Annotated in this window: 19 protein-coding genes and 1 other RNA gene; 6 read left to right on the top strand and 14 right to left on the bottom strand. The window is 65.6% G+C overall.

Features of this window, described 5'->3' with window-relative positions; translation table 11 throughout:
* Positions 1-444: 444 nt before the first annotated feature.
* Entirely contained in the window at positions 445-1,257 is an 813-nt protein-coding gene (locus ABS769_RS09385) for a hypothetical protein (protein WP_162498308.1), read from the top strand.
* A gap of 78 nt (positions 1,258-1,335) precedes the next feature.
* Here ABS769_RS09385 and ABS769_RS09380 read toward each other — a convergent pair whose 3' ends face one another.
* The 6 genes from ABS769_RS09380 to ABS769_RS09355 form a co-directional block, all read right to left on the bottom strand.
* On the bottom strand, positions 1,336-2,034 hold the full coding sequence (locus ABS769_RS09380; RefSeq protein WP_317060093.1) for a DUF6624 domain-containing protein: 699 nt from the start codon (positions 2,032-2,034) through the stop codon (positions 1,336-1,338).
* Positions 2,035-2,159: 125 nt separating this feature from the next.
* On the bottom strand, positions 2,160-3,992 hold the full coding sequence (gene lpdA, locus ABS769_RS09375; protein WP_317060094.1) for a dihydrolipoyl dehydrogenase: 1,833 nt from the start codon (positions 3,990-3,992) through the stop codon (positions 2,160-2,162).
* A gap of 16 nt (positions 3,993-4,008) precedes the next feature.
* Entirely contained in the window at positions 4,009-4,656 is a 648-nt protein-coding gene (locus ABS769_RS09370; RefSeq protein WP_317060096.1) for a hypothetical protein, read from the bottom strand.
* Positions 4,653-6,431, bottom strand: coding sequence for a dihydrolipoyllysine-residue acetyltransferase (locus tag ABS769_RS09365; RefSeq protein WP_317060097.1), 1,779 nt, complete (start codon positions 6,429-6,431; stop codon positions 4,653-4,655). Before ABS769_RS09365 ends, ABS769_RS09370 begins: the two co-directional genes overlap by 4 nt.
* A gap of 128 nt (positions 6,432-6,559) precedes the next feature.
* Positions 6,560-7,318, bottom strand: coding sequence for a DUF2884 family protein (locus ABS769_RS09360; protein WP_317060098.1), 759 nt, complete (start codon positions 7,316-7,318; stop codon positions 6,560-6,562).
* A 251-nt stretch (positions 7,319-7,569) separates the two neighbouring features.
* Positions 7,570-8,130 carry a DNA-deoxyinosine glycosylase gene (locus tag ABS769_RS09355; protein WP_317060099.1) on the bottom strand — a complete coding sequence of 187 codons (561 nt, stop codon included), beginning with the start codon at positions 8,128-8,130 and terminating at the stop codon, positions 7,570-7,572.
* 141 nt (positions 8,131-8,271) lie between these two features.
* Between ABS769_RS09355 and ABS769_RS09350 the strand changes: the two genes are divergently transcribed.
* On the top strand, positions 8,272-8,943 hold the full coding sequence (locus tag ABS769_RS09350) for an OmpW/AlkL family protein (RefSeq protein ID WP_006450414.1): 672 nt from the start codon (positions 8,272-8,274) through the stop codon (positions 8,941-8,943).
* A 236-nt stretch (positions 8,944-9,179) separates the two neighbouring features.
* Here ABS769_RS09350 and ABS769_RS09345 read toward each other — a convergent pair whose 3' ends face one another.
* From ABS769_RS09345 to ABS769_RS09320, 6 genes are all read right to left on the bottom strand, one after another.
* Positions 9,180-9,737, bottom strand: coding sequence for a hypothetical protein (locus tag ABS769_RS09345; protein ID WP_006450413.1), 558 nt, complete (start codon positions 9,735-9,737; stop codon positions 9,180-9,182).
* Between the two features lie 25 nt (positions 9,738-9,762).
* A non-coding RNA gene (locus tag ABS769_RS09340) (sX9 sRNA) lies at positions 9,763-9,839 on the bottom strand.
* Between the two features lie 60 nt (positions 9,840-9,899).
* Positions 9,900-10,703, bottom strand: coding sequence for a MetQ/NlpA family ABC transporter substrate-binding protein (locus ABS769_RS09335; protein WP_317060100.1), 804 nt, complete (start codon positions 10,701-10,703; stop codon positions 9,900-9,902).
* A gap of 136 nt (positions 10,704-10,839) precedes the next feature.
* On the bottom strand, positions 10,840-11,535 hold the full coding sequence (locus ABS769_RS09330) for a methionine ABC transporter permease (RefSeq protein ID WP_104550637.1): 696 nt from the start codon (positions 11,533-11,535) through the stop codon (positions 10,840-10,842).
* Positions 11,532-12,539: a methionine ABC transporter ATP-binding protein gene (locus ABS769_RS09325; RefSeq protein WP_023902439.1), complete on the bottom strand. Its 1,008-nt coding sequence runs from the start codon at positions 12,537-12,539 to the stop codon at positions 11,532-11,534. The genes ABS769_RS09330 and ABS769_RS09325 overlap by 4 nt, the downstream gene beginning before the upstream one ends.
* 153 nt (positions 12,540-12,692) lie before the next feature.
* Positions 12,693-13,589, bottom strand: coding sequence for a DMT family transporter (locus ABS769_RS09320; protein ID WP_317060101.1), 897 nt, complete (start codon positions 13,587-13,589; stop codon positions 12,693-12,695).
* A 107-nt stretch (positions 13,590-13,696) separates the two neighbouring features.
* Here ABS769_RS09320 and ABS769_RS09315 point away from each other — a divergent pair, with 107 nt between their 5' ends.
* The 4 genes from ABS769_RS09315 to ABS769_RS09300 all read left to right on the top strand — a co-directional run bounded on the left by ABS769_RS09315 (position 13,697) and on the right by ABS769_RS09300 (position 16,658).
* A complete protein-coding gene (locus ABS769_RS09315) occupies positions 13,697-14,182 on the top strand; it encodes a YajQ family cyclic di-GMP-binding protein (protein WP_006450408.1) in 486 nt (161 codons plus the stop codon).
* A gap of 7 nt (positions 14,183-14,189) precedes the next feature.
* On the top strand, positions 14,190-15,017 hold the full coding sequence (locus ABS769_RS09310; RefSeq protein WP_317060118.1) for an alpha/beta hydrolase: 828 nt from the start codon (positions 14,190-14,192) through the stop codon (positions 15,015-15,017).
* A gap of 148 nt (positions 15,018-15,165) precedes the next feature.
* Entirely contained in the window at positions 15,166-15,726 is a 561-nt protein-coding gene (locus ABS769_RS09305; protein ID WP_006450406.1) for a DUF1415 domain-containing protein, read from the top strand.
* A 125-nt stretch (positions 15,727-15,851) separates the two neighbouring features.
* A complete protein-coding gene (locus tag ABS769_RS09300) occupies positions 15,852-16,658 on the top strand; it encodes an SDR family oxidoreductase (protein ID WP_317060102.1) in 807 nt (268 codons plus the stop codon).
* A gap of 149 nt (positions 16,659-16,807) precedes the next feature.
* Here ABS769_RS09300 and ABS769_RS09295 read toward each other — a convergent pair whose 3' ends face one another.
* Positions 16,808-17,521 carry a pseudouridine synthase gene (locus ABS769_RS09295; protein ID WP_317060103.1) on the bottom strand — a complete coding sequence of 238 codons (714 nt, stop codon included), beginning with the start codon at positions 17,519-17,521 and terminating at the stop codon, positions 16,808-16,810.
* Positions 17,518-18,585 (bottom strand): class I SAM-dependent methyltransferase, encoded by a 1,068-nt coding sequence (locus ABS769_RS09290; RefSeq protein ID WP_317060105.1) that lies wholly within the window; start codon positions 18,583-18,585, stop codon positions 17,518-17,520. Before ABS769_RS09290 ends, ABS769_RS09295 begins: the two co-directional genes overlap by 4 nt.
* Between the last annotated feature and the right edge of the window lie 445 nt (positions 18,586-19,030).

The following is a 19,030-nucleotide window of genomic DNA, read 5'->3' as shown; positions in this document are numbered from 1 at the left end:
GACAACCGGCAGAAGTCACTGGCTGCTGCGGCGCACCATACAGGTGCTGCGGCAGCGGTGGGAACTTTGCCACAAACAGACGGTCATAACCTACGAGGCCTGCACATCCTCGTCGAAAGGTACTGCCGCAGGCTGCGTCTAGGAGCCCCGGGAGACCGGGGCTCCTGCTTTTTACGCATTTTGTCGCACCCTGCGACCTTCCCATCGGCGGTCCAATCGACGCGTTCCTGGCGCGATACCAGCCGCATCGTTTCGTTATTGGCGCCTCGATTGCGCGGCGCACGACTAAAGTCGAACTGCCCGCGGCACCGGACCGTTTTGTCCGATTGCTATTTCGGCCTTCACATCGAATCGACAGCTCGTTCACTTGTGAACGACACCATTTTATCGATAGTGCGCGCCACAGGTCGGTTGCCTGCCTCTCTTAGAACTATGGAGCTCCCCATGAAACACCTTCTCGCACTGGTCATCCCGTGCGTACTGGCTGCCGCTTACGCCGCGCCTGCCCATGCCGAAGACACCGATGATCGCTTCCAGATCCGTCTCGGTGCGATGAACGTCGACAACGACAACACCATCCGTGGCAACACGCTGGTGGCAGGCAACAACGTGTCGGTCAATGAAGATTTCAAGCTCGGCGGCAAGGAATGGGAGCCGCGTGTCGATGGCGTGTTCCGCATCAGCACCCGTCAGCGCCTGATCTTCGATTACTTCAAGTACGACAAGGATCGCCGCGAGACCCTGACCCAGGATCTGAGCGGCGGCGGCATCACCGTGCCGACGGGCAGCTTCATCAAGGGTGAGCTGAAGTACCAGGTCGCCACCCTGGTTTACGACTACTCGGTTATCGATTCGCCGGAATTCAGCCTGGGCCTGCAGCTCGGTGCCGAATACGCCAAGGTCGAAGCCAACGCCTATGCCGATCTGGGCAGCGTGTTCAGCGGCGACGTGCTCGACGAGAAGGCCGACGGCGTTGCGCCGGTGGTCGGTATCCGCTTCACCGCACGTCCGAGCGAGCATTGGCTGTTCAACGTGCAGGGTCAGTACCTCAACACCAGCTGGGGCAACTTCGACGATTACAAGGGCGACCTGAGCCGCGCCAACGCGATTGCCGAATACCGCTTTACCAAGAACTTCGGCCTGTTCGCCGGCTACGACTGGTTCAAGCTCGACGTCGACCAGCGCGGCAGCGATGGCCTGATCGGTTTGAAGCAGGAGTTCAAGGGCCCGGTTGCAGGCGTGACGTTCGCGTTCTGAGTTACACCCACCGTTGAACCCAAAAGGCCCGCTTTTTGCGGGCCTTTTGCGTTTTTGGGGCGTTGGTGTAGAGGCCTTTTATGGCGCCGGAAAGAGCTGTGCGGCTACGCAGATGTAATCGGCCAGCGGCATCTCGCCCACAGCCGCACGGCGCATATCCACGCGATCCGGATCCTCAATGGGCTTGGGCACCCAGCGGCCCTGCTGCGCGGCCAGCTGAGTGCCATAGCGTTGCGGCTTGCCGTTGCCGACAAGGACGCGGTCGGTCAACAGCACCAGAGAGCGTGCCGGAATTTCGCCGCGCGTAACGTGTTGTGCCAGCGTGCTCAATACCTGCTCCTGAAACGCAGGATCGGTATCGGCATGCTGCACCAGCAGCCAGGCTGCAGCGACACCATCGCGCCCCACCTGGGCCGCGCTCGGCAGGCCTTCGTGCTCGGCAACGATGCGGCGAATCTGCGGTAGGTGCGCGGCATCCACGGCGGCCATCTTGGTCACGGCCGCTTGCGACCAATCGCCACTGCGGACCAGTTGGTCGGCGCGCTCCATCTCCAGCAGACGCGCGCGTAGCGCCGGATCGGAAGGCGTTGCGAGTTCGGATGCGCGCGCTGCCTCGGCACGCGCTTTTGCCTGCCGTTGCGCACGATCGAACGTTTCGGCCCCCGGGCACTTTGCCAACGCAGCGGCCAATTGAGGATTTTCCGGTTCTTGTGCGCAGGCGGCAGACACCGCCGCGACGCTGCACAGCATCACCATTCCCAGCATTCCGTAGCGCATGCAGTGTCTCTCCCTGTATCGGCTGCAATCCCTTGGCATACCGTGCAGCCCGTCCTGGCAGCATGCCCAAACGACGACGCCCCGCGCAAGGCGGGGCGTCGTTGGTAGCGCCGCATGGGCGGTGCTTACTTCTTCTTCGGGATATACAGATCGGTGATGGTGCCGTCGTAGACTTCGGCGGCCATGCCGACCGATTCGCTCAGGGTCGGATGCGCGTGGATGGTGTGGCCGATGTCTTCGGCTTCCGCGCCCATTTCGATGGCCAGACCAATTTCGGCCAGCAGATCACCGGCATGCACGCCGACGATGGCGCCACCGATCACCCGATGCGTTTCTTCATCGAAGATCAGTTTAGTGAAGCCCTCGGTGCGGCCGATGCCGATTGCGCGGCCACTGGCGGCCCACGGGAACTTGGCCACGCCGACCTTCAGGCCCTTGGCCTTGGCTTCGGTTTCGGTCACGCCGACCCAGGCGATTTCCGGGTTGGTGTAAGCGACCGACGGAATCACCCGAGCCACCCATTCCTTCTTCTCGCCGGCAGCCACTTCGGCGGCCAGCTTGCCTTCGTGGGTGGCCTTGTGCGCCAGCATCGGGTTACCGACGATGTCGCCGATGGCGAAGATATGCGGCACGTTGGTGCGCATCTGCCGATCGGCCGGGATGAAGCCGCGCTCGGTGACGGTGACGCCGGCCTTGTCGGCGCCGATCTTCTTGCCGTTGGGCGTGCGGCCCACAGCGACCAGCACGCGATCGTAGGCGGTCGCTTGCAGACCCGGCTTTTCGCCTTCGGTCGCGGCTTCAAACGACACCGTGATGCCGCTGGCGTCGGCCTTGACGTCGGTGGCCTTGGTCTTGAGATGGACTTCCACGCCTTGCTTCTTCAGGCGGTCGGCCAGCGGCTTGACCAGGTCCTTGTCGGCGCCCGGCATCAGCTGGTCCATGAACTCGACCACGGTGACCTTGCTGCCGAGCGCGCTGTACACCGTGGCCATTTCCAGGCCGATGATGCCGCCGCCGACCACCAGCAGGGTCTTGGGGATGTCGTGCAGCTCCAGCGCGTCGGTGGAGTCCATCACGCGCTTGTCGTCCCAGGGGAAGTTCGGCAACTTCACCGCCTGCGAACCGGCGGCGATGATGCAGTGCTCGAAGCGCAGCAGCTGGGTCTTGCCGTCGTCGCCGACGATCTCCAGCTCGTTGGGCGAGACGAAGCTGGCCACACCGGTGACGGTGCGCACCTTGCGCTGCTTGGCCATGCTGGCCAGGCCGCCGGTGAGCTTGCCGACCACTTTTTCCTTGTACTCGCGCAGCTTGTCCAGGGTGATCTTGGGCTGGCCGAAGTCCACGCCGAAATCGCCGGCATGCGCCACTTCATCGATCACCGCAGCGGCATGCAGCAGCGCCTTGGACGGGATGCAGCCGACGTTGAGGCAGACCCCGCCCAGGCTGGCGTAGCGCTCGATCAGCACCGTATCCAGGCCAAGGTCGGCGGCGCGGAACGCGGCGGTGTAGCCGCCGGGGCCGGCGCCAAGCACCACCATCTTGCATTCGATATCGGCCGGCTTGCCGCTGGCCAGCGCCGGCTTGGACGGCGCCGGTTCGGCCGGGGCACGATGCGAGGGCGTCACCGGCGGCTTGCTGCCCGGCGCGGCGGCCGGTGCTGCAGCAGCCGGCGAAGGCTTGGTGTCGGCCTTGGCGGGCGCAGCCGGTGCGGCGGCCTCGCCTTCGGTTTCCAGCAGCAGCACGACCGCCCCTTCGGACAGGTTGTCGCCGACCTTGATCTTGAGCTCCTTGACGACACCGGCGGCCGAGGACGGCACTTCCAACGTGGCCTTGTCCGATTCCAGCGTTACCAGGCCCTGATCCTTGACCACGCTGTCGCCGACGGCGACCAGCACTTCGATGACGGGGACATCGCTGTAATCGCCGATGTCTGGAACCTTGATTTCAATGACCGCCATTTGCTTCTCCTGTGGCTCAACCGGCCGTGCCGGCAAGCGTCTGCTGGAGTTCATCCAGCGACGATTCGATTTGGATCCAGCGCTTGTCGCGCTTCTTTTGCTTGCCTTCGCTGGCTTCGATCAGCAACGCGGCCTGCTGCACCAGCAACTCGCCGGCGCCGCAGCCCGGACGCGCGCCGCTGTAGCGCACGCCATCGACCTGGAACGACAGCACCTCTCCCTCGCTCACCGGCGCGGTGCGTCCGGTCGGTGCGAGCTGGGTCAATGCGGCGGTCCAGTTGCTGACCAGGCGCTTTGCCAACGCTGCCGGAATCGGAATTTCCACCGTTTCCGGGGTCTGCTCGGTACGGAACTGCACGCTGCCGCGATCGCTCTGGCTGACCCAGCTGTAGACGCGCTCGTCGGCACGGCTGTGGCGCAGGGTCCAGTCGGCGCCGTCCTTGCCCGGCAGCAGCGAGATGCCGCTTTCCACGCCGCGGGTGGGCAGCGTGAGCAACGACAAGCTCGGCTTGCCACCAGCATCGAGCAGCGTGGTGACCGCGGTGCCGTAGTTGCCCACCGCCGGCGGCCAGCCGCGCCCGAGCGTGCTCTCACACTCGCGAGCTGCCGCAGCCGTGCACGGCAGAACGCCCAGCAGGGCGAGCGTCAGCAGCGCCGCTCTCACAGCAGGACGCGTCGCATGTCGGCCAACACCTGGGCGAGATAGGTGGTGAAGCGTGCGGCCAGCGCGCCGTCGATGACGCGGTGGTCGTAGCTCAACGACAACGGCAGCATCAACTTGGGCGCGAATTCCTTGCCGTTCCACACCGGCTGCATCGCCGACTTGGACACGCCCAGGATCGCCACTTCCGGCGCATTGATGATCGGCGTGAACGCCGTACCACCGATGCCGCCGAGCGAGCTGATCGAAAAGCAGCCGCCGCTCATGTCGGCCGGGCCGAGCTTGCCGTCACGCGCCTTCTTGGCCAGCTCGCCGCTTTCCTGGGCGATCTGCAGCACGCCCTTCTTGTCGACATCGCGGATCACCGGCACGACCAGGCCGTTCGGGGTGTCGGCGGCAAAACCGATGTTGATGTACTTCTTCAGCGTGAGGTTTTCGCCGGCTGCATCGAGCGAGGCGTTGAACTCGGGGAATTTCTTCAGCGCCGCGGCGCTGGCCTTGACCAGGAAGGCGAGCATGGTCAGCTTGATGCCGGCCTTCTCGTTTTCCTTGTTGAGGGCCACGCGCAGGGCTTCCAGGTCGGTGATGTCGGCCGATTCGAACTGGGTGACGTGCGGAATCATCGCCCAGTTGCGTGCCAGGTTGGCACCGGAAATCTTCTTGATGCGCGACAGGGGCTGGGTTTCGGTCTCGCCGAACTTGCTGAAGTCCACCTTCGGCCAGGCCAGCAGGTTCAAGCCATTGCCACCACCGGCCGGCGCTGCACCGGCCGCGGCAGCCACGCCGCCACTGAGTGCGGCCTTGACGAAGCGCTGCACGTCCTCACGGGTGATGCGCCCGCCCTTTTCGCTGCCCTTGAGCTGGTTCAGATCCACGCCCAGCTCGCGTGCGAACACGCGCACCACCGGGCTGGCGTAGGCCACCTTGGATGGCAGCACGCTGTCGGCATCGAAGGTCACCGGTGGGCTGGACGGGTTGCCCGCCGACGGCTGGCCGCCCTGTGCAGGCTGCGACGCCTCGCTGGAGCGCGCGCCCTGTACCTGCGCGATCTCGCGCTGGGCCAGCTTGTCCGGTACCGCAGACACCGCGACCGGCTCGACCTTGCCCGCCGTTTCGGCGGTCTCGGTGCTGGGCTTGGCCGGGGACTGCGCCGCACCAGCACCGCCATCGCTGGCAGCGATGATGGCGACCACATTGCCCTGCGAGAGCGTGTCGCCGACCTTGACCTTGAGTTCCTTGACCACACCGGCGGCCGAGGACGGCACTTCCATCGTGGCCTTGTCCGACTCCAGCGTGACCAGGCTCTGGTCCTTGGCGACGGTATCGCCAACGGCGACCAGCACTTCGATCACCGGGATGTCGGTGTAGTCGCCGATGTCGGGCACAAGCGCCTCGACCAGGCCGCCTTCCGAGGATGCGGCAGGCGCGGCCGGCTCAGCCTTGGCGGCAGGCGCCGGGGCGGCAGCCGGCGCGGCCTTGGCCGGAGCAGCGGGCGCAGCCGCCGGAGCGGGGGCAGCCGCGGTTTCGGCACCGGCATCGGCCACTTCGATCAACGCGACCAGCGCGCCCTGCGACAGCGAATCGCCGACCTTAACCTTAATTTCCTTGACCACGCCGGACACCGACGAGGGCACTTCCATCGTGGCCTTGTCCGATTCCAGCGTGACCAGGCTCTGGTCCTTGCTGACCGTATCGCCGACCGACACCAGCACCTCGATTACCGGGACATCGCTGTAGTCACCGATATCGGGGACAAGTGCTTCCTTGATTTCGGCCATACGGGGAACTCCGGCAACAGAATGGGGAAACCCCTATTGTGGCCGGCTGCGGGCCGCAGCGCCAACCATTGCCGTGGAAAAAGTCGCGCACCGGGTGGGATGCAGCGTTTGCGCACGCACGCGCTGGATCATTTCGAGGCGCGTCGATCGACCCGCAACAGTTGCAGTGGCTCGCCCGAGGGCAAACGATACGCCAGCGCATTGTCCAAGCCATCGAGCGCTTCCACCCGCTCGCACAACTGCTGCGCGCGCGGCCGCAACGCACGCGCCTGCGGCTCGATCAGGCGCTCGATGCGCTTTTCCACGCCATCCGGCGACCGCAGCTGCACATCGTTTCCGGTCAGTGCCGACTGCACCGCACCGGCGACGACATCGCCGATCAGTTGCGGCAGCAGCTCGGCCACCATCGCGCCGATGTCGTCATCGATATCGATCGTGGTGAGCTGGCTTTTGCTGAAGCTCTGCTTCAGGCGCGTATCGATCTTCTCGCGCACGTTCGCCATCTGGGTGCGGGTGGCCTCCGGGGTGCGGCTGAAACCGGCCGCCACTTCGCCCAGCGCGGTGACGGCGATATCGGCCGCTTCGCGCCCGACCTCCTGCGCCAGCGGTACCACGTCGCGGGTCTGGCGCTCGAACTGGATCAAGCGTGCGCGATCGTCCGCGCTCAGCGCCACCCAGCGGTCGTCGACGAACAACGCGCCCTGGCGCATCACCAGGCGCTGCGGCGTGCCCGATTCGCGGATCAGGATCAGGCTGCGCGGGTTGAGCGTGAGGTCGTAGTCGCTGCTGACTTCGCAGTGCAGGTCTTCGGCCGCTGCCGCGTCCACGACACCGAACATGCCTGCTAGCAGCCCTAGCGCCATCGTCAATCCGTGCTTGCTCGTCATCGCGCTGCTCCGTTGTGCATTGGGTACAGCATGCCCGCGCGTGCCGGGCGCGTGCCTGTGCCGGACGCTGGCATGACTTCTGGCCGATAGCGGTGCCGCAGCCGGTCAAATCGGCGCTGCAGTTGGTATGCACGTTGGTTCAAGCCGCTAAAACGCGTGCACATCGCTCGACCGGCATCATGCGCCTCGCTCGTGTCTCGATCATGGGCATGTCTTCGATCACGACGTCGATGCATGCCTGGCCAAGATCGCTAGTCCAACGCATCGCGCAACGGCTGCCAGGCGTCGCACAACCGCTGCAGCGACCACGCTGCGTTGGCCGGACTGGTGGACGGCAACGCCCAGACCGGCACTGCCTGCCACTGCGTTGGCAACAGCGGGTGCACGTGCCGACGCCACGCCTGCGCCGCAGCGGCACCATTGCAGGCCACCGCGCGCAGCTGCGGCAGCGTCGCCAGGCGCGCCGCCAACGGATTGACCACGATGCTGCTGGCGACGATGGCCGTATCCAGGCTGCCGCGCCGTTCGCATTGGCCGATCACATCCCACACGCCGACGCCGCAGTGCGCCAACGCCTCCAGACGCTCGGCATACGCAACGCTTGCATCGATACCCAACAACGCCTGCATCAACGGCCAGAACCGATTGCGTGGGTGCGCGTAGTACATCGCCGCGTCCAGCGAGGCGTTGCCGGGCATCGAACCGAGCACCAAGACACGGCAATCGTCAGGAATGTGCGCTGGCAGGCCTTGCAACACGCCGTTTTTCGTCACGGCGATCGCACCTGGGTGAATGTCTTTTTCAGCTTGCATGTCGCAACCACGGCCTTCTTCGGAAACTTGCTGAACAAACGAAATTTTAGCGAGCTGCGGGTGGGCGTGGATTCAGATTTTCAGGAATAGCTTTGGCGCGGCCCACTCCACGGGCCCAACAAGAACACGAGGAGACCCCCAATGCGTTCCATTTCCATCCTGAGCCTGGCTGCTGTATCCGCACTTGCGTTTGCGCCGTCCGCTTTTGCACAAGACACCACCTATACCGGTGACACCTCCTCGGCTTCCACCAGCGCCGATAGCGCCTCTGGCAAGCATTGGGCAGTGGTCGGCGGTGTGGCCCTGATCAAGCCGAAGAACGACCCGGCTCCGGGCCTGGACGTCGATGGCGGCCCGGCGCCGACGCTGAGCGCCAGCTACTACATCAACGACAACTGGGCCGTTGAACTGTGGGGCGCAGCCGACAAGTTCAACCACCGCGTCAACGCCGATGGCGTGGGCAAGGTCGGTACCGTCGAGCAGCAGCCGATCGCCATCAGCGGCCAGTACCACTTCGGCCAGGCCGATAACGTGTTCCGTCCGTTCGTGGGCGTGGGCTACTACGAGTCGAACTTCAGCAACGAGAAGATCGACGCGGCCTCAGCCAGCGGCCAACACGTGGGCCTGGACACCGCCAAGGGTGTCATCGGCACCGTCGGCGTGGACATGAACATCAACTCCACCTGGTTCGCACGTGCCGACGCTCGCTACATGCGTTCGCGTCCGGAACTGCGCGAAGGCGGCCAGGGCACCGGCAGCGAGCTGGAACTGGATCCGTGGACCGTCGGCTTCGGTGTCGGCGCGCGCTTCTAAGCACGTTCGAGCAAGCTAAGTGTCAGTTGAAGAAAAACGGGCCGCAAGGCCCGTTTTTTTATGCGTGGGAAGCGCGGCGCTCTACACATTTCGGAGCGCTGAATCGCGCGCGTTCTACGTGCAACTGCCGGGCGGGATGGGCGGTTCCCGCGACGGTGCCTACTGCGTGCCAGTGTGAGTGCCGCCGGTGCCGGTGCCAGCGAAGCATCGACATGCCCTCACGTGCAGGCGCCAGCTCACCGCCAGTAGACGCTACCGCGCAGGCGCGCACTGCGCCAACGCCACCACAGCAAGGTGGCATACGCGAGCGCATATCCAAGCAGCACGCCGGCCGCGCCCAGCAGACTGGCATGACTGAGCCAGCCTTCCGTGGGCCAGGCCACGCCCTGCCAGGCGCTGCGCCAGCCCTGCACCATGCCGGCGATGACGCGTACCACCACCAACGCCGTCACTGCGAGCACCAGCCACAGATTGGGCCGGTAAAACAGGCCCTGCTGGGTGCGCTCGAAGCGGGTCAACCGCAACGCCAGCAGACCCAAGGCCAGCCCGCAGGCCCAGCCGAATGCGGCGTGGCTGATCGCGCCGGGCCAGAACGCCGCAGCAACCAGCGCGAAAATGACGAACAACACATTGGAGAGCGCAGCCGAGGCCAGATTGATCATCAACAACCAGCCACGCGCCTGTCGCCGCGCAGTACCGACACGGAAGCGCTGCACCAGCGACAACGGAAACAGCACAGCGAACACCGCCAGAGCGATGATCACGGCCAGCGGAATAGCGAGGAGAAGTGGCATCAGATGCTCAGTTGCGGCGAAAAGTGGTTAGCAAAACGTCGCGGGCGCACGTCAGGCGGACGTGGACGGCGCGCTCAGGACCGCAGTGCACGCGGAATGCGTGCCGCGACGGGTACCGATCGCACCCGCCTGGCCACTGCACAGCCGTGTTGATGGCCGCTCTTAAAATGCCGGCAACACCGCGCCTTTGTACTTCTGCTCGATGAAGGCCTTCACTTCCGGGCTGGTCAAGGCCTTGGCGAGCTTCTGCACGCGCGCATCGTCCTTGTTGTCCGGGCGCGCCACCAGGAAGTTTACGTACGGCGAGTCCTTGCTTTCGATCGCCAGCGCATCGCGGGTCGGGTTGAGGCCGGCGTCGAGTGCGTAGTTGGTGTTGATCAGCGCCAGATCGACTTGATCAAGCACACGCGGCAGCATTGCCGAATCGAGCTCGCGGAACTTCAGCTGCTTGGGGTTCTCGACGATGTCGCGCTGGCTGGACAACGCGTTGCTGGGATCCTTGAGTTTGATCAAGCCGGCCTTGTCGAGCAGGATCAGCGCGCGGCTGTTGTTGCTCGGGTCGTTGGGAATCACCACGTCCGCGCCCGTGGGCAGTTCGGCCAGCGTCTTGAACCGGCGCGAATACGCACCGAACGGTTCGATATGCACGCCGACCACGGTCACCAGCTGGCTCTTGCGGTCGCGGTTGTAGGCGTCCAGATACGGCTCGGTCTGGAAATAATTGACGTCGATCTGCTTCTGCACCACCTGGTCGTTGGGCTGCACGTAGTCGTTGAACACGCGCACGTCCAGTTTCAGGCCCTGCTTGGCCAGCAACGGTTCGACCACCTCCAGGATCTCGGCATGCGGCACCGCGGTGGCGGCCACGGTCAGCGTGTCGCCGCCGCTACTGCCACCGTTACCGCCGCAGGAGGCCAACGCCAGCGTGGCCGCAGCCAGGAGGGAACGAAACGCGAATGTGCTCATGTAGGGGTCCGTGGGAGGAGGAAGGCGGCGCTGCCGCAGGAGCTAAACCTAGCAGACCGCGGGTGCAGCGGCGATTCGCAAGCCCATGTTTCGTGCGTGACCCTCCGCGCCACGCGGCACCCGGTCGCAGCCGACCTCAGCGCCGGCTGTAACGCGCCACCAGCCGGTCGCCCAGCATCTGCAACAACTGCACCAGCACCAGCAGGGCGATCACGGTGACCAGCGCGACATCCGAATGCGAGCGCAGGTAGCCTTCGCGATACGCCACATCGCCAAGGCCGCCGGAGCCGATCGCACCGCCCATCGCAGTGAAGCCGATCAGCGCGATGGTGGTCACGGTGGCACCGGCAATCAGCCCTGGGCGCGCTTCGGGCAGCAGCACGCGCAGCACCAGCTGCCACGTGGTGGCGCCCATCGCCTGGCTGGCTTCGATAATGCCGCGGTCCACCTCGCGCAAGGCGGTTTCCACCAGCCGCGCATAGAACGGCGCAGCACCGACCACCAACGGCAGGATCGCGCCGCGCACGCCCAACGAGGTGCCCATCAGCATCAGCGTGAGCGGAATCATCGCAATCATCAGGATGATGAAAGGCACCGAGCGCAGCAGATTGATCAGCGCCGCGAGTGCGCCGTACAGCACCGGGCGGCGGCGTAGTTGGGGCGCGCCGCACAGGAACAGCGCCACGCCCAGCGGCAGGCCGATCAACAACGTCAGCGGCAGCGCGCCGGCCAGCATCAGCAAGGTGTCGAGCGTGGCCTGGCCGATATCGCCCCACTTGCCGGCATCGAGATTGCGGAAGAACCCATTGGCAGTGGCGATCAACAGAGTCATACGCGCAGATCCTCCACTTGCACACCGGCCGCGACGAAGCCGGCACGTGCCGCGTTATGGTCGCCGCCGGTCAAGGCGACGATGAGCTGGCCGTACGGGGTGTCCTTGATGCGGTCCACGCGCCCGGACAGGATGTTGTAGTCCACGCCGGTCTCGCGCGCGATGCGGCCCAGCACCGGTTCGTAGGTGCCATTGCCCAGGAAGGTCAGCCGCACGATGCGCCCGCCCACCGCAGCGAAGTCGCGATGCAGCTCGGCTTCGTCCACGTGCTCGGCTTCGGAGACAAAGCGCCGGGTGGTGGCGTGCTGCGGATGCAGGAACACCTCGGTCACCGGGCCGGTTTCGACCAGCTTGCCGGCGTCCAGCACTGCCACGCGGTCGCAGACGCGGCGGATCACGTCCATTTCATGGGTGATCAACACGATGGTCAGGCCCAGCTCGCGGTTGATCTGCGCCAGCAGTTGCAGCACCGAGGCGGTGGTCTGCGGGTCCAGCGCGCTGGTGGCCTCGTCGCAAAGCAGGATCTGCGGCCGGGTGGCCAGCGCGCGCGCAATGCCCACGCGCTGCTTCTGCCCGCCGGACAACTGCGCCGGATACTTGTTGGCGTGCTGTTCCAGCCCGACCCGCGCCAGCAGCTCGGCCACACGCGCATCGACCTCCGCGCGCGGGGTGCCGGCCAGTTCCAGCGGAAACGCCACATTGCCGGCCACGGTGCGCGAAGACAGCAGGTTGAAGTGCTGGAAGATCATGCCGATACGGCGGCGCAGCGTGCGCAGGCCCTGGCTGTCCAGCGCGGTGACGTCCTCGTCGCCGATCAGCAGGCGCCCGCCGCTGGGTTCTTCCAGCCGGTTGATCAGCCGGATCAACGTGGATTTGCCGGCACCGGAATGGCCGATGATGCCGAACACTTCGCCGGGGCCGATCCGCAGATCGAGCGGGTGCAGCGCCACGATCTGGCGACCGTCAACGGAATAAGACTTGTGCAGGCGCTGAAACTGGATCACCGCGCGTGGCCGATTGGGGGGCCGTGAAGCCTACCAGTCAATGTTTGCGGACGATATTCCATTGAGTTCTAAGGTAGGGAGTGGGGAGTCGGGATTGGGGAGTCGTAACAGCCAAAGCGCCTTGCCGTGCTCTAGCGAATCCCCAATCCCCAATCACGGCCTATCCAACGGTGGCGGCCTGTCGGCCTTCCGAATCCGCTCCCGGCGCAACAAATACAGCCCGCTGGCGACGATGATGCCGGCGCCGGTCCAGGTCCAGTTGTCTGGCAGGGTCTGCCACAGCAGCCAATCCCAGCCGATCACCCAGACCAGGCCGGTGTATTCCAGCGGCGCGATCATCGAGGCCTCGCCGCGCAGGAAGGCCTGGGTCAGCGCAATCTGCCCCAGCGCCCCGGCCAGGCCCATGCCGGCGATCAACCAGGTGTGCTCGCTCCGCAACGGCATCCAGCCGGGGATCGCCAGCAGGCCGGCACCGATCGCCATGAACAGCAGAAACCACACCACCATCGCCTGCGGGGTATCGGTACGCGTCAACAGGCTCACGGTGATGGCCGCGATGGCGTAGGCAGTGGCCGCCAGCAGCACCATCAGGCCCGGCAGCGAGATCAGGCCATCCACGCCCGGGCGCAGCACCACGATGACTCCGACCAGGCCGATGCCAATGGCGGTCCAGCGTCGCGGGCCCACATGCTCGCCCAGCAGCGGCACCGATAGCGCCGCCACCAGCAACGGCGCCACGAAATACAGCGTGTAGGCGGTGGACAGCGGCATGCGCTTCAGGCCGTAGACGAAGCAACCAATCATCACCATGCCCAGCACCCCGCGCAGCAGGTGCAGGCCCCAGCGCACCGGCACGATCGAACGCGGCCCTGCGGTGGCGAACACCCACACCAGTACGAACGGCAGCGATGCGGCGCCGCGCAACAAGGTGACCTGCAGCGGTGGGTAATGCGCAGACAGCAGCTTCATGCCCGCATCCATCAGCGAGAAACAGGCCACGGCGGCCACCATCCAGGCGATGGCGGGAAGCGGAGAACGGGTGTTGGGCATGACGCATTATCGCTGCGCCTGCGCACCGACCGCCAACCCCCGTCTCGACAGTACGCACGACGCGATGCCCTAGAATGGCGGCTGTTTTCAGATAGCAGGAGCTTTGCATGCCTTCCTTCGACGTGATCTCCGAAGTCGACAAGCACGAACTGACCAATGCGGTGGATCAGGCCAATCGCGAGCTGGATACGCGCTTCGATTTCAAGGGCGTGGAAGCCAGGTTCGAGCTGGAAGACGACAAGGTGATCAACCAGTCCGCGCCCAGCGATTTCCAGGTCAAGCAGATGACCGACATCCTGCGCGCACGCCTGCTGGCACGCGGCATCGACGTGCGTTGCCTTGAGTTCGGCGATATGGAAACCAATCTGGCCGGTGCGCGCCAGAAGGTCACCGTCAAGCAGGGCATCGAGCAGAAGCAGGCCAAGCAGCTGGTGGCCAAATTGAAGGAAGCCAAGCTCAAGGTGGAAGCGCAGATCAATGGCGACAAGCTGCGTGTGAGCGGCAAGAAGCGCGACGATCTGCAAGATGCGATGGCGCTGCTGAAGAAAGCCGATTTCGAGCTTCCGCTGCAGTTCGATAATTTTCGCGACTGAGCTAACCATCGACAGCACTGACCTCAAGCCTGGCAACGCCGCACGCTGCCACTGGCAACATGCGGCGCAGGCACGCACACCGCTGGCGCTGCTGTACCTGCACGGCTTCACCGCCAGCCCGGGCGAAGCCGGCGCACTGCCCGAACAGATGGCCGATGCGTTGGGCGCCAACCTGTACGTGCATCGTTGGCCTGGGCATGGATGCAGCGCGGCCGACGCGATGCAAGGACTCACGCCTGCCGCGTTGCAGGCATCGGCACTGCAAGCATTGGCGCAGGCGCAGCGGATGGGCGAGCGCGTGGCGATCGTCGGCTCGTCGATGGGCGGCACGCTGGGGTTATGGCTTGCGGCGCAACAGCCCGACGCGGTGGCTGCGGTCGTCGCATGGTCGCCCGGCATCCGGCCTGCAGACCCTGCACTGCTCGATCAGGTCTGCGCGGCGCAGGCGCCATTGACCGATCCACGCCCACGCAACGCCGCATCCTTGGCATTCTGGTCGAATATCATCCACCCGGATGGATTCCGCGCGCTGCGCAGCTTGTTCGCGAGCGTGGCCGCCGATCCTCCGTGGTCGCGTGTGCGCTGCCCGGTGTTTGTTGGCTACTACCGCGCGGCCAACGGCGACGAAGATCCCACCGCCTCGGTGCCGGCAATGCTGGCCATGTTCGATGCGCTCGGCACCGCGGCAAGCCACAAACAGGCGATGGCATTCGACACCGGCGCGCATGCGATCGGTTCGCCGCACAAAACCCCGCATGCCGATGCGGTTGCACAGGCATCGATCGCGTTTCTGCGCGAGCATGTGGTAGCTCCTGCGCAAACCGAGACTCGATAGACCAGCGCCGCCAAGGCCGAACTGCACGTTGCAGTGACAGGGCGCGCCGCCATCGCTCGCGTCTGCTTCACCCGGATACCGGAACAACCGCGCGCGGCCGCGAAAATACCGATCGCATACACTGACGCTCCATCACGCAGCCGCCACGATGACGTCCACGCCTTCCACGCTTGACCCGTTGACCGCCACCCGCCAGTGGATCGAGCGCGCGGTGATCGGTTTGAACCTGTGCCCGTTCGCCAAGGCGGTCTACGTCAAGGAGCAGGTGCGCCTGGTCCTCAGCGACGCCAGCACGCCCGAAGCGCTGCTCGAACAACTGGCCGAAGAACTGGTGTTGCTGCGCGACACGCCAGCAGAGCAGATCGACACCACCTTGATCGTGCATCCGGACGTGCTCACCGATTTCCTGGATTACAACGACTTCCTGGATAACGCCGATGCGGCGGTGGAAGCGCTGGATCTGGACGGCGTATTGCAGGTGGCCAGCTTCCATCCGGACTATCAGTTCGCAGGCGCGGCCGTGGACGATGTGGCCAACTTTACCAACCGCTCGCCCTTCCCCACCTTGCACCTGCTGCGCGAAGACAGCGTGGAGCGTGCGGTGGCCGCCTTCCCCGACCCGGACGTCATCGTCGAGCGCAATATCGAGACGCTGGAACGCCTGGGCCAGGATGGCTGGGAACGTCTGTTGAACGCATCGACGCACTGATCAGCCGAGACACGGCGCGCGCAGGCAAGTGCAGTCGATGCAGCGACAGCCCGCGCGCGCATCTTGCTGCGACCACCACAACGCACGCGCTACAGTGCCGACGACCTCACTGACGCGATGCTCCGATGCCCTTGATTCCGGCTGTTTCCGCATGGAACCCGTCCCCGCTGCAGGACCGCGTGGTGGTGATCACCGGTGGCGCGCAAGGCATCGGCCGCGGCATTGCGCAGGCGGTGCTGGGCGCAGGCGGCAGCGTGGTGATCGGCGATCTGGATGCCGAGGCCGGCAAGGCCTGTCTGCACGAGTGGGCACTGCCGCAACGCAGCGCCTTCGTGCGTTGCGATGCCGCGCGCGAACCCCAGGCAACGCGTTTGATCGCCACGGCACTCAAACGCTTCGGTCGCCTCGATGGCCTGGTCAACAACGCAGGCGTGGCCGATCCGCATGTTGCACCCTTGCCGCAACTGGAGTGGGACGAGTGGAATCGCCGGCTGGCGAGCCTGCATGGCGCATTTTTGTGCAGCAAGCAGGCCTTGCCCGCACTGGCGCAAGCCGAGGGCGGCGGTGCGATCGTCAACATCGCCTCCACCCGCGCCTGGCAATCGGAGCCGCATAGCGAAGCCTATGCCGCCGCCAAGGGTGGTTTGGTGGCCTTCACGCATGCATTGGCGCTGAGCGAAGGCCCGCAGGTGCGCGTCAACAGCATCAGCCCGGGCTGGATCAGCACCGATGCCTGGCGTGCACCGCAGCGCAGGCGCACGCCCAAACTCTCGCGCCGCGACCATGCACAACACCCGGCCGGCCGGGTGGGCACGCCGGAAGACATCGCGCAGCTGGCGGTGTATCTGCTGTCGCCGCAGCTGTCCGGCTTTGTGACCGGGCAGGACTTCGTTGTCGATGGCGGCATGTCGCGCAAGATGCAGTACGTCTAAAGGTCTGTCGCAGGTTAGCTACTTGGAGCGGGGCGACAAAACGACGTGCACCGCCAGGCGAGCGCGGCCGTCTTCGTGGTCCCCATCAGCACACGAACACGTTGGCGGGCGCGGTGTTCTCACTGCTTGCGGGACCTGTGGGGCATCGATCATGCCTGCTCGCTGCGGCCGAACAAGACCTCAAGATCGGGCGCTTCCAGCGTGCGCCATTGCCCTGACGGCAGGCCTTCCAACGACAGCCCGCCGATGCGGCTGCGGTGCAGCGCCACCACATGATTGCCGGCGGCGGCAAACATGCGCCGCACCTGGTGGTAGCGGCCCTCGTGCAAGGTCAGGCGCGCTTCGCGTGAGCCGAGCACATCCAGTTCGGCCGGCAGCAATGGTTTGGTTTCGCCTTCCAGCAGCAACGTGCCGCTGGAAAACAGCGCGGCTTCGTCGCCACGCAAGTCTTCCGCCAGGGTGACGTCGTACACCTTGTCCAATGCGGACTTGGGCGAAATGATCCGGTGCAGCAGCGCGCCGTCGTCGGTCATCAGTAGCATGCCGCTGGTTTCGCGATCCAGCCGCCCTACCGGTGCCAGCACCGGCGCGCGCGAACGGAAGCGCAGCGGTAGTAACTCGTAGATCAGCCGGCCGGTGTCCTTGGTCGAGCAGGTGTAGCCGCTGGGTTTGTGCAGCAACAGGCTGAAACCCGGCGGCGGATCCAGCGGCTCGCCATCGATGCGGATCGCGTCGTGCTCCACCTGGTCGTCGGCATACAGCACCTCGCCCTGGACATCGGTGACCGCGCCCTGGCGAAACAGCTGGGTCACCTGCTTGCGGCTGCCATAACCGAGATTGGCGATGTGCTTGACCAGCTTCATGCGCGCGCTCCACGGCCGCGGATGGCAGAAATCAGCTTGAAACCGTGGCGTTCGGCGGCCACGCGTACCTGCCCGAAGCTTTCGTTGAGCACGTATTCGTAAGGCAGATGCCGGTTGGCGACCAGCAACAACTGCCCGCCCGGGCGCAGCGCCTGCGCGGCCACCGAGATGAAGCGCTGCCCGATATCCGGGCGATCGGCACGCGAAGGCGTGTGGAACGGCGGATTGCTGACGATGAAGTCGTACTGCGCCACCAGGCCGGCGGTGACGTCGTGCCAGTGGTACTGCAGCTGCGCCGGATGCGCGATGCCCTGCAGATTGCGCTGCGCCAGGGTGAGTGCGCGCGCCTCGGCCTCGTACAGATCCAGCGCGGTGACCTTGGGGCAACGCGCCAGCACTTCGGCCGACAGATAGCCAAAGCCCGCACCCAGATCGGCGCCGTGCCCGGCCAGCGTGGTCGGCAGATGCTCGACCAACAGCGCAGAGGCAGGATCGATGCGGTCCCAGGCGAACACGCCCGGGCGGCTGACGAAGCGCCCGTCCAGAATCTTGCGCGGCGCATCCAGCGCGGCCCAGCGCGCCTGCAGCGCCACATCGGTGTCGGCCGGCAACGGGGCGCTCCAGTAGGTGCGGCAATGGTGCTTGGTCAGGCTGCCGGCCAGGCCGGTGAGCTGACGCAGATCGGCTTCGCCCGAGCGCGCGCCCTCGTTGTTGGACTGGCAGGCCACCACGCGGCCACCCGGCGCGGTCAGCGCCACGGCGCGCGCAAACAACGCACGCGCTTCTTCGCGCTGACGCGGCGGCAGCACCAGCACCAGTGCGTAGCGGGTGCTGTCGGCCTCGATGTCGCTCTCTTCGCGCACGTTCCAGCCGCTGCGCTCCAGCGCCTCGGCGAACGGCCGAAAGCTCTGCTCGCAGGTCAGCGTATCGGCGGCGGCATGCTCGCTCAGCGCAAAGCCATCGCGCGCGCGCAGGAACAACACCGGGCCTTTCGGCCACGGCAGCACGCCCTGGGCGAAGGGCAGGAACAGGGTTTGAAGTGGGGCGTCGTGCGGGCCAGCCATCGGATCATCGGGTCGGGAACAGGCGGCCATTGTAAGGGACCGCTGCCGGCTGCCCGGCGGCGCCATCCGCTGGGAGCTCTCAATTGCGCCGATCTTGATTGAGCGAGTCAGAAGCTTAGTCGGTCGAGGGCGCGGTGCCCTCACCGCACCGGAGGGTCGCGTCAGAAGCCTGGTCGGTCGAGCGCGCGGTGCCCTCACCGCTCGCGGGACACGCCGTGAACCCGTCCTGGGGGCTCGGTGGCGGCATCCATGCCGCCACACGGTCCCGCAATCGGCAAGGACACCGCACCAGGGAGTTTGTCGGTTGCTTTACTGAAAACTATGCACACCGACCATCTCGACTGGTCCTTGCCCGCCCACCGTCGCGGGACCTTACGCGGCATGGATGCCGCGTAAGAGCCTACATGGACGTACTTGCGGCGTGTCCCGCGAGGGTGGGCGGGCA

This window comes from Xanthomonas hortorum (assembly GCF_040279205.1).
Classification (GTDB): domain Bacteria; phylum Pseudomonadota; class Gammaproteobacteria; order Xanthomonadales; family Xanthomonadaceae; genus Xanthomonas; species Xanthomonas hortorum_F.
The sequence above is the reverse complement of the archived record's forward strand: the minus strand, read 5'-3'. Positions and strand labels throughout refer to the sequence as shown.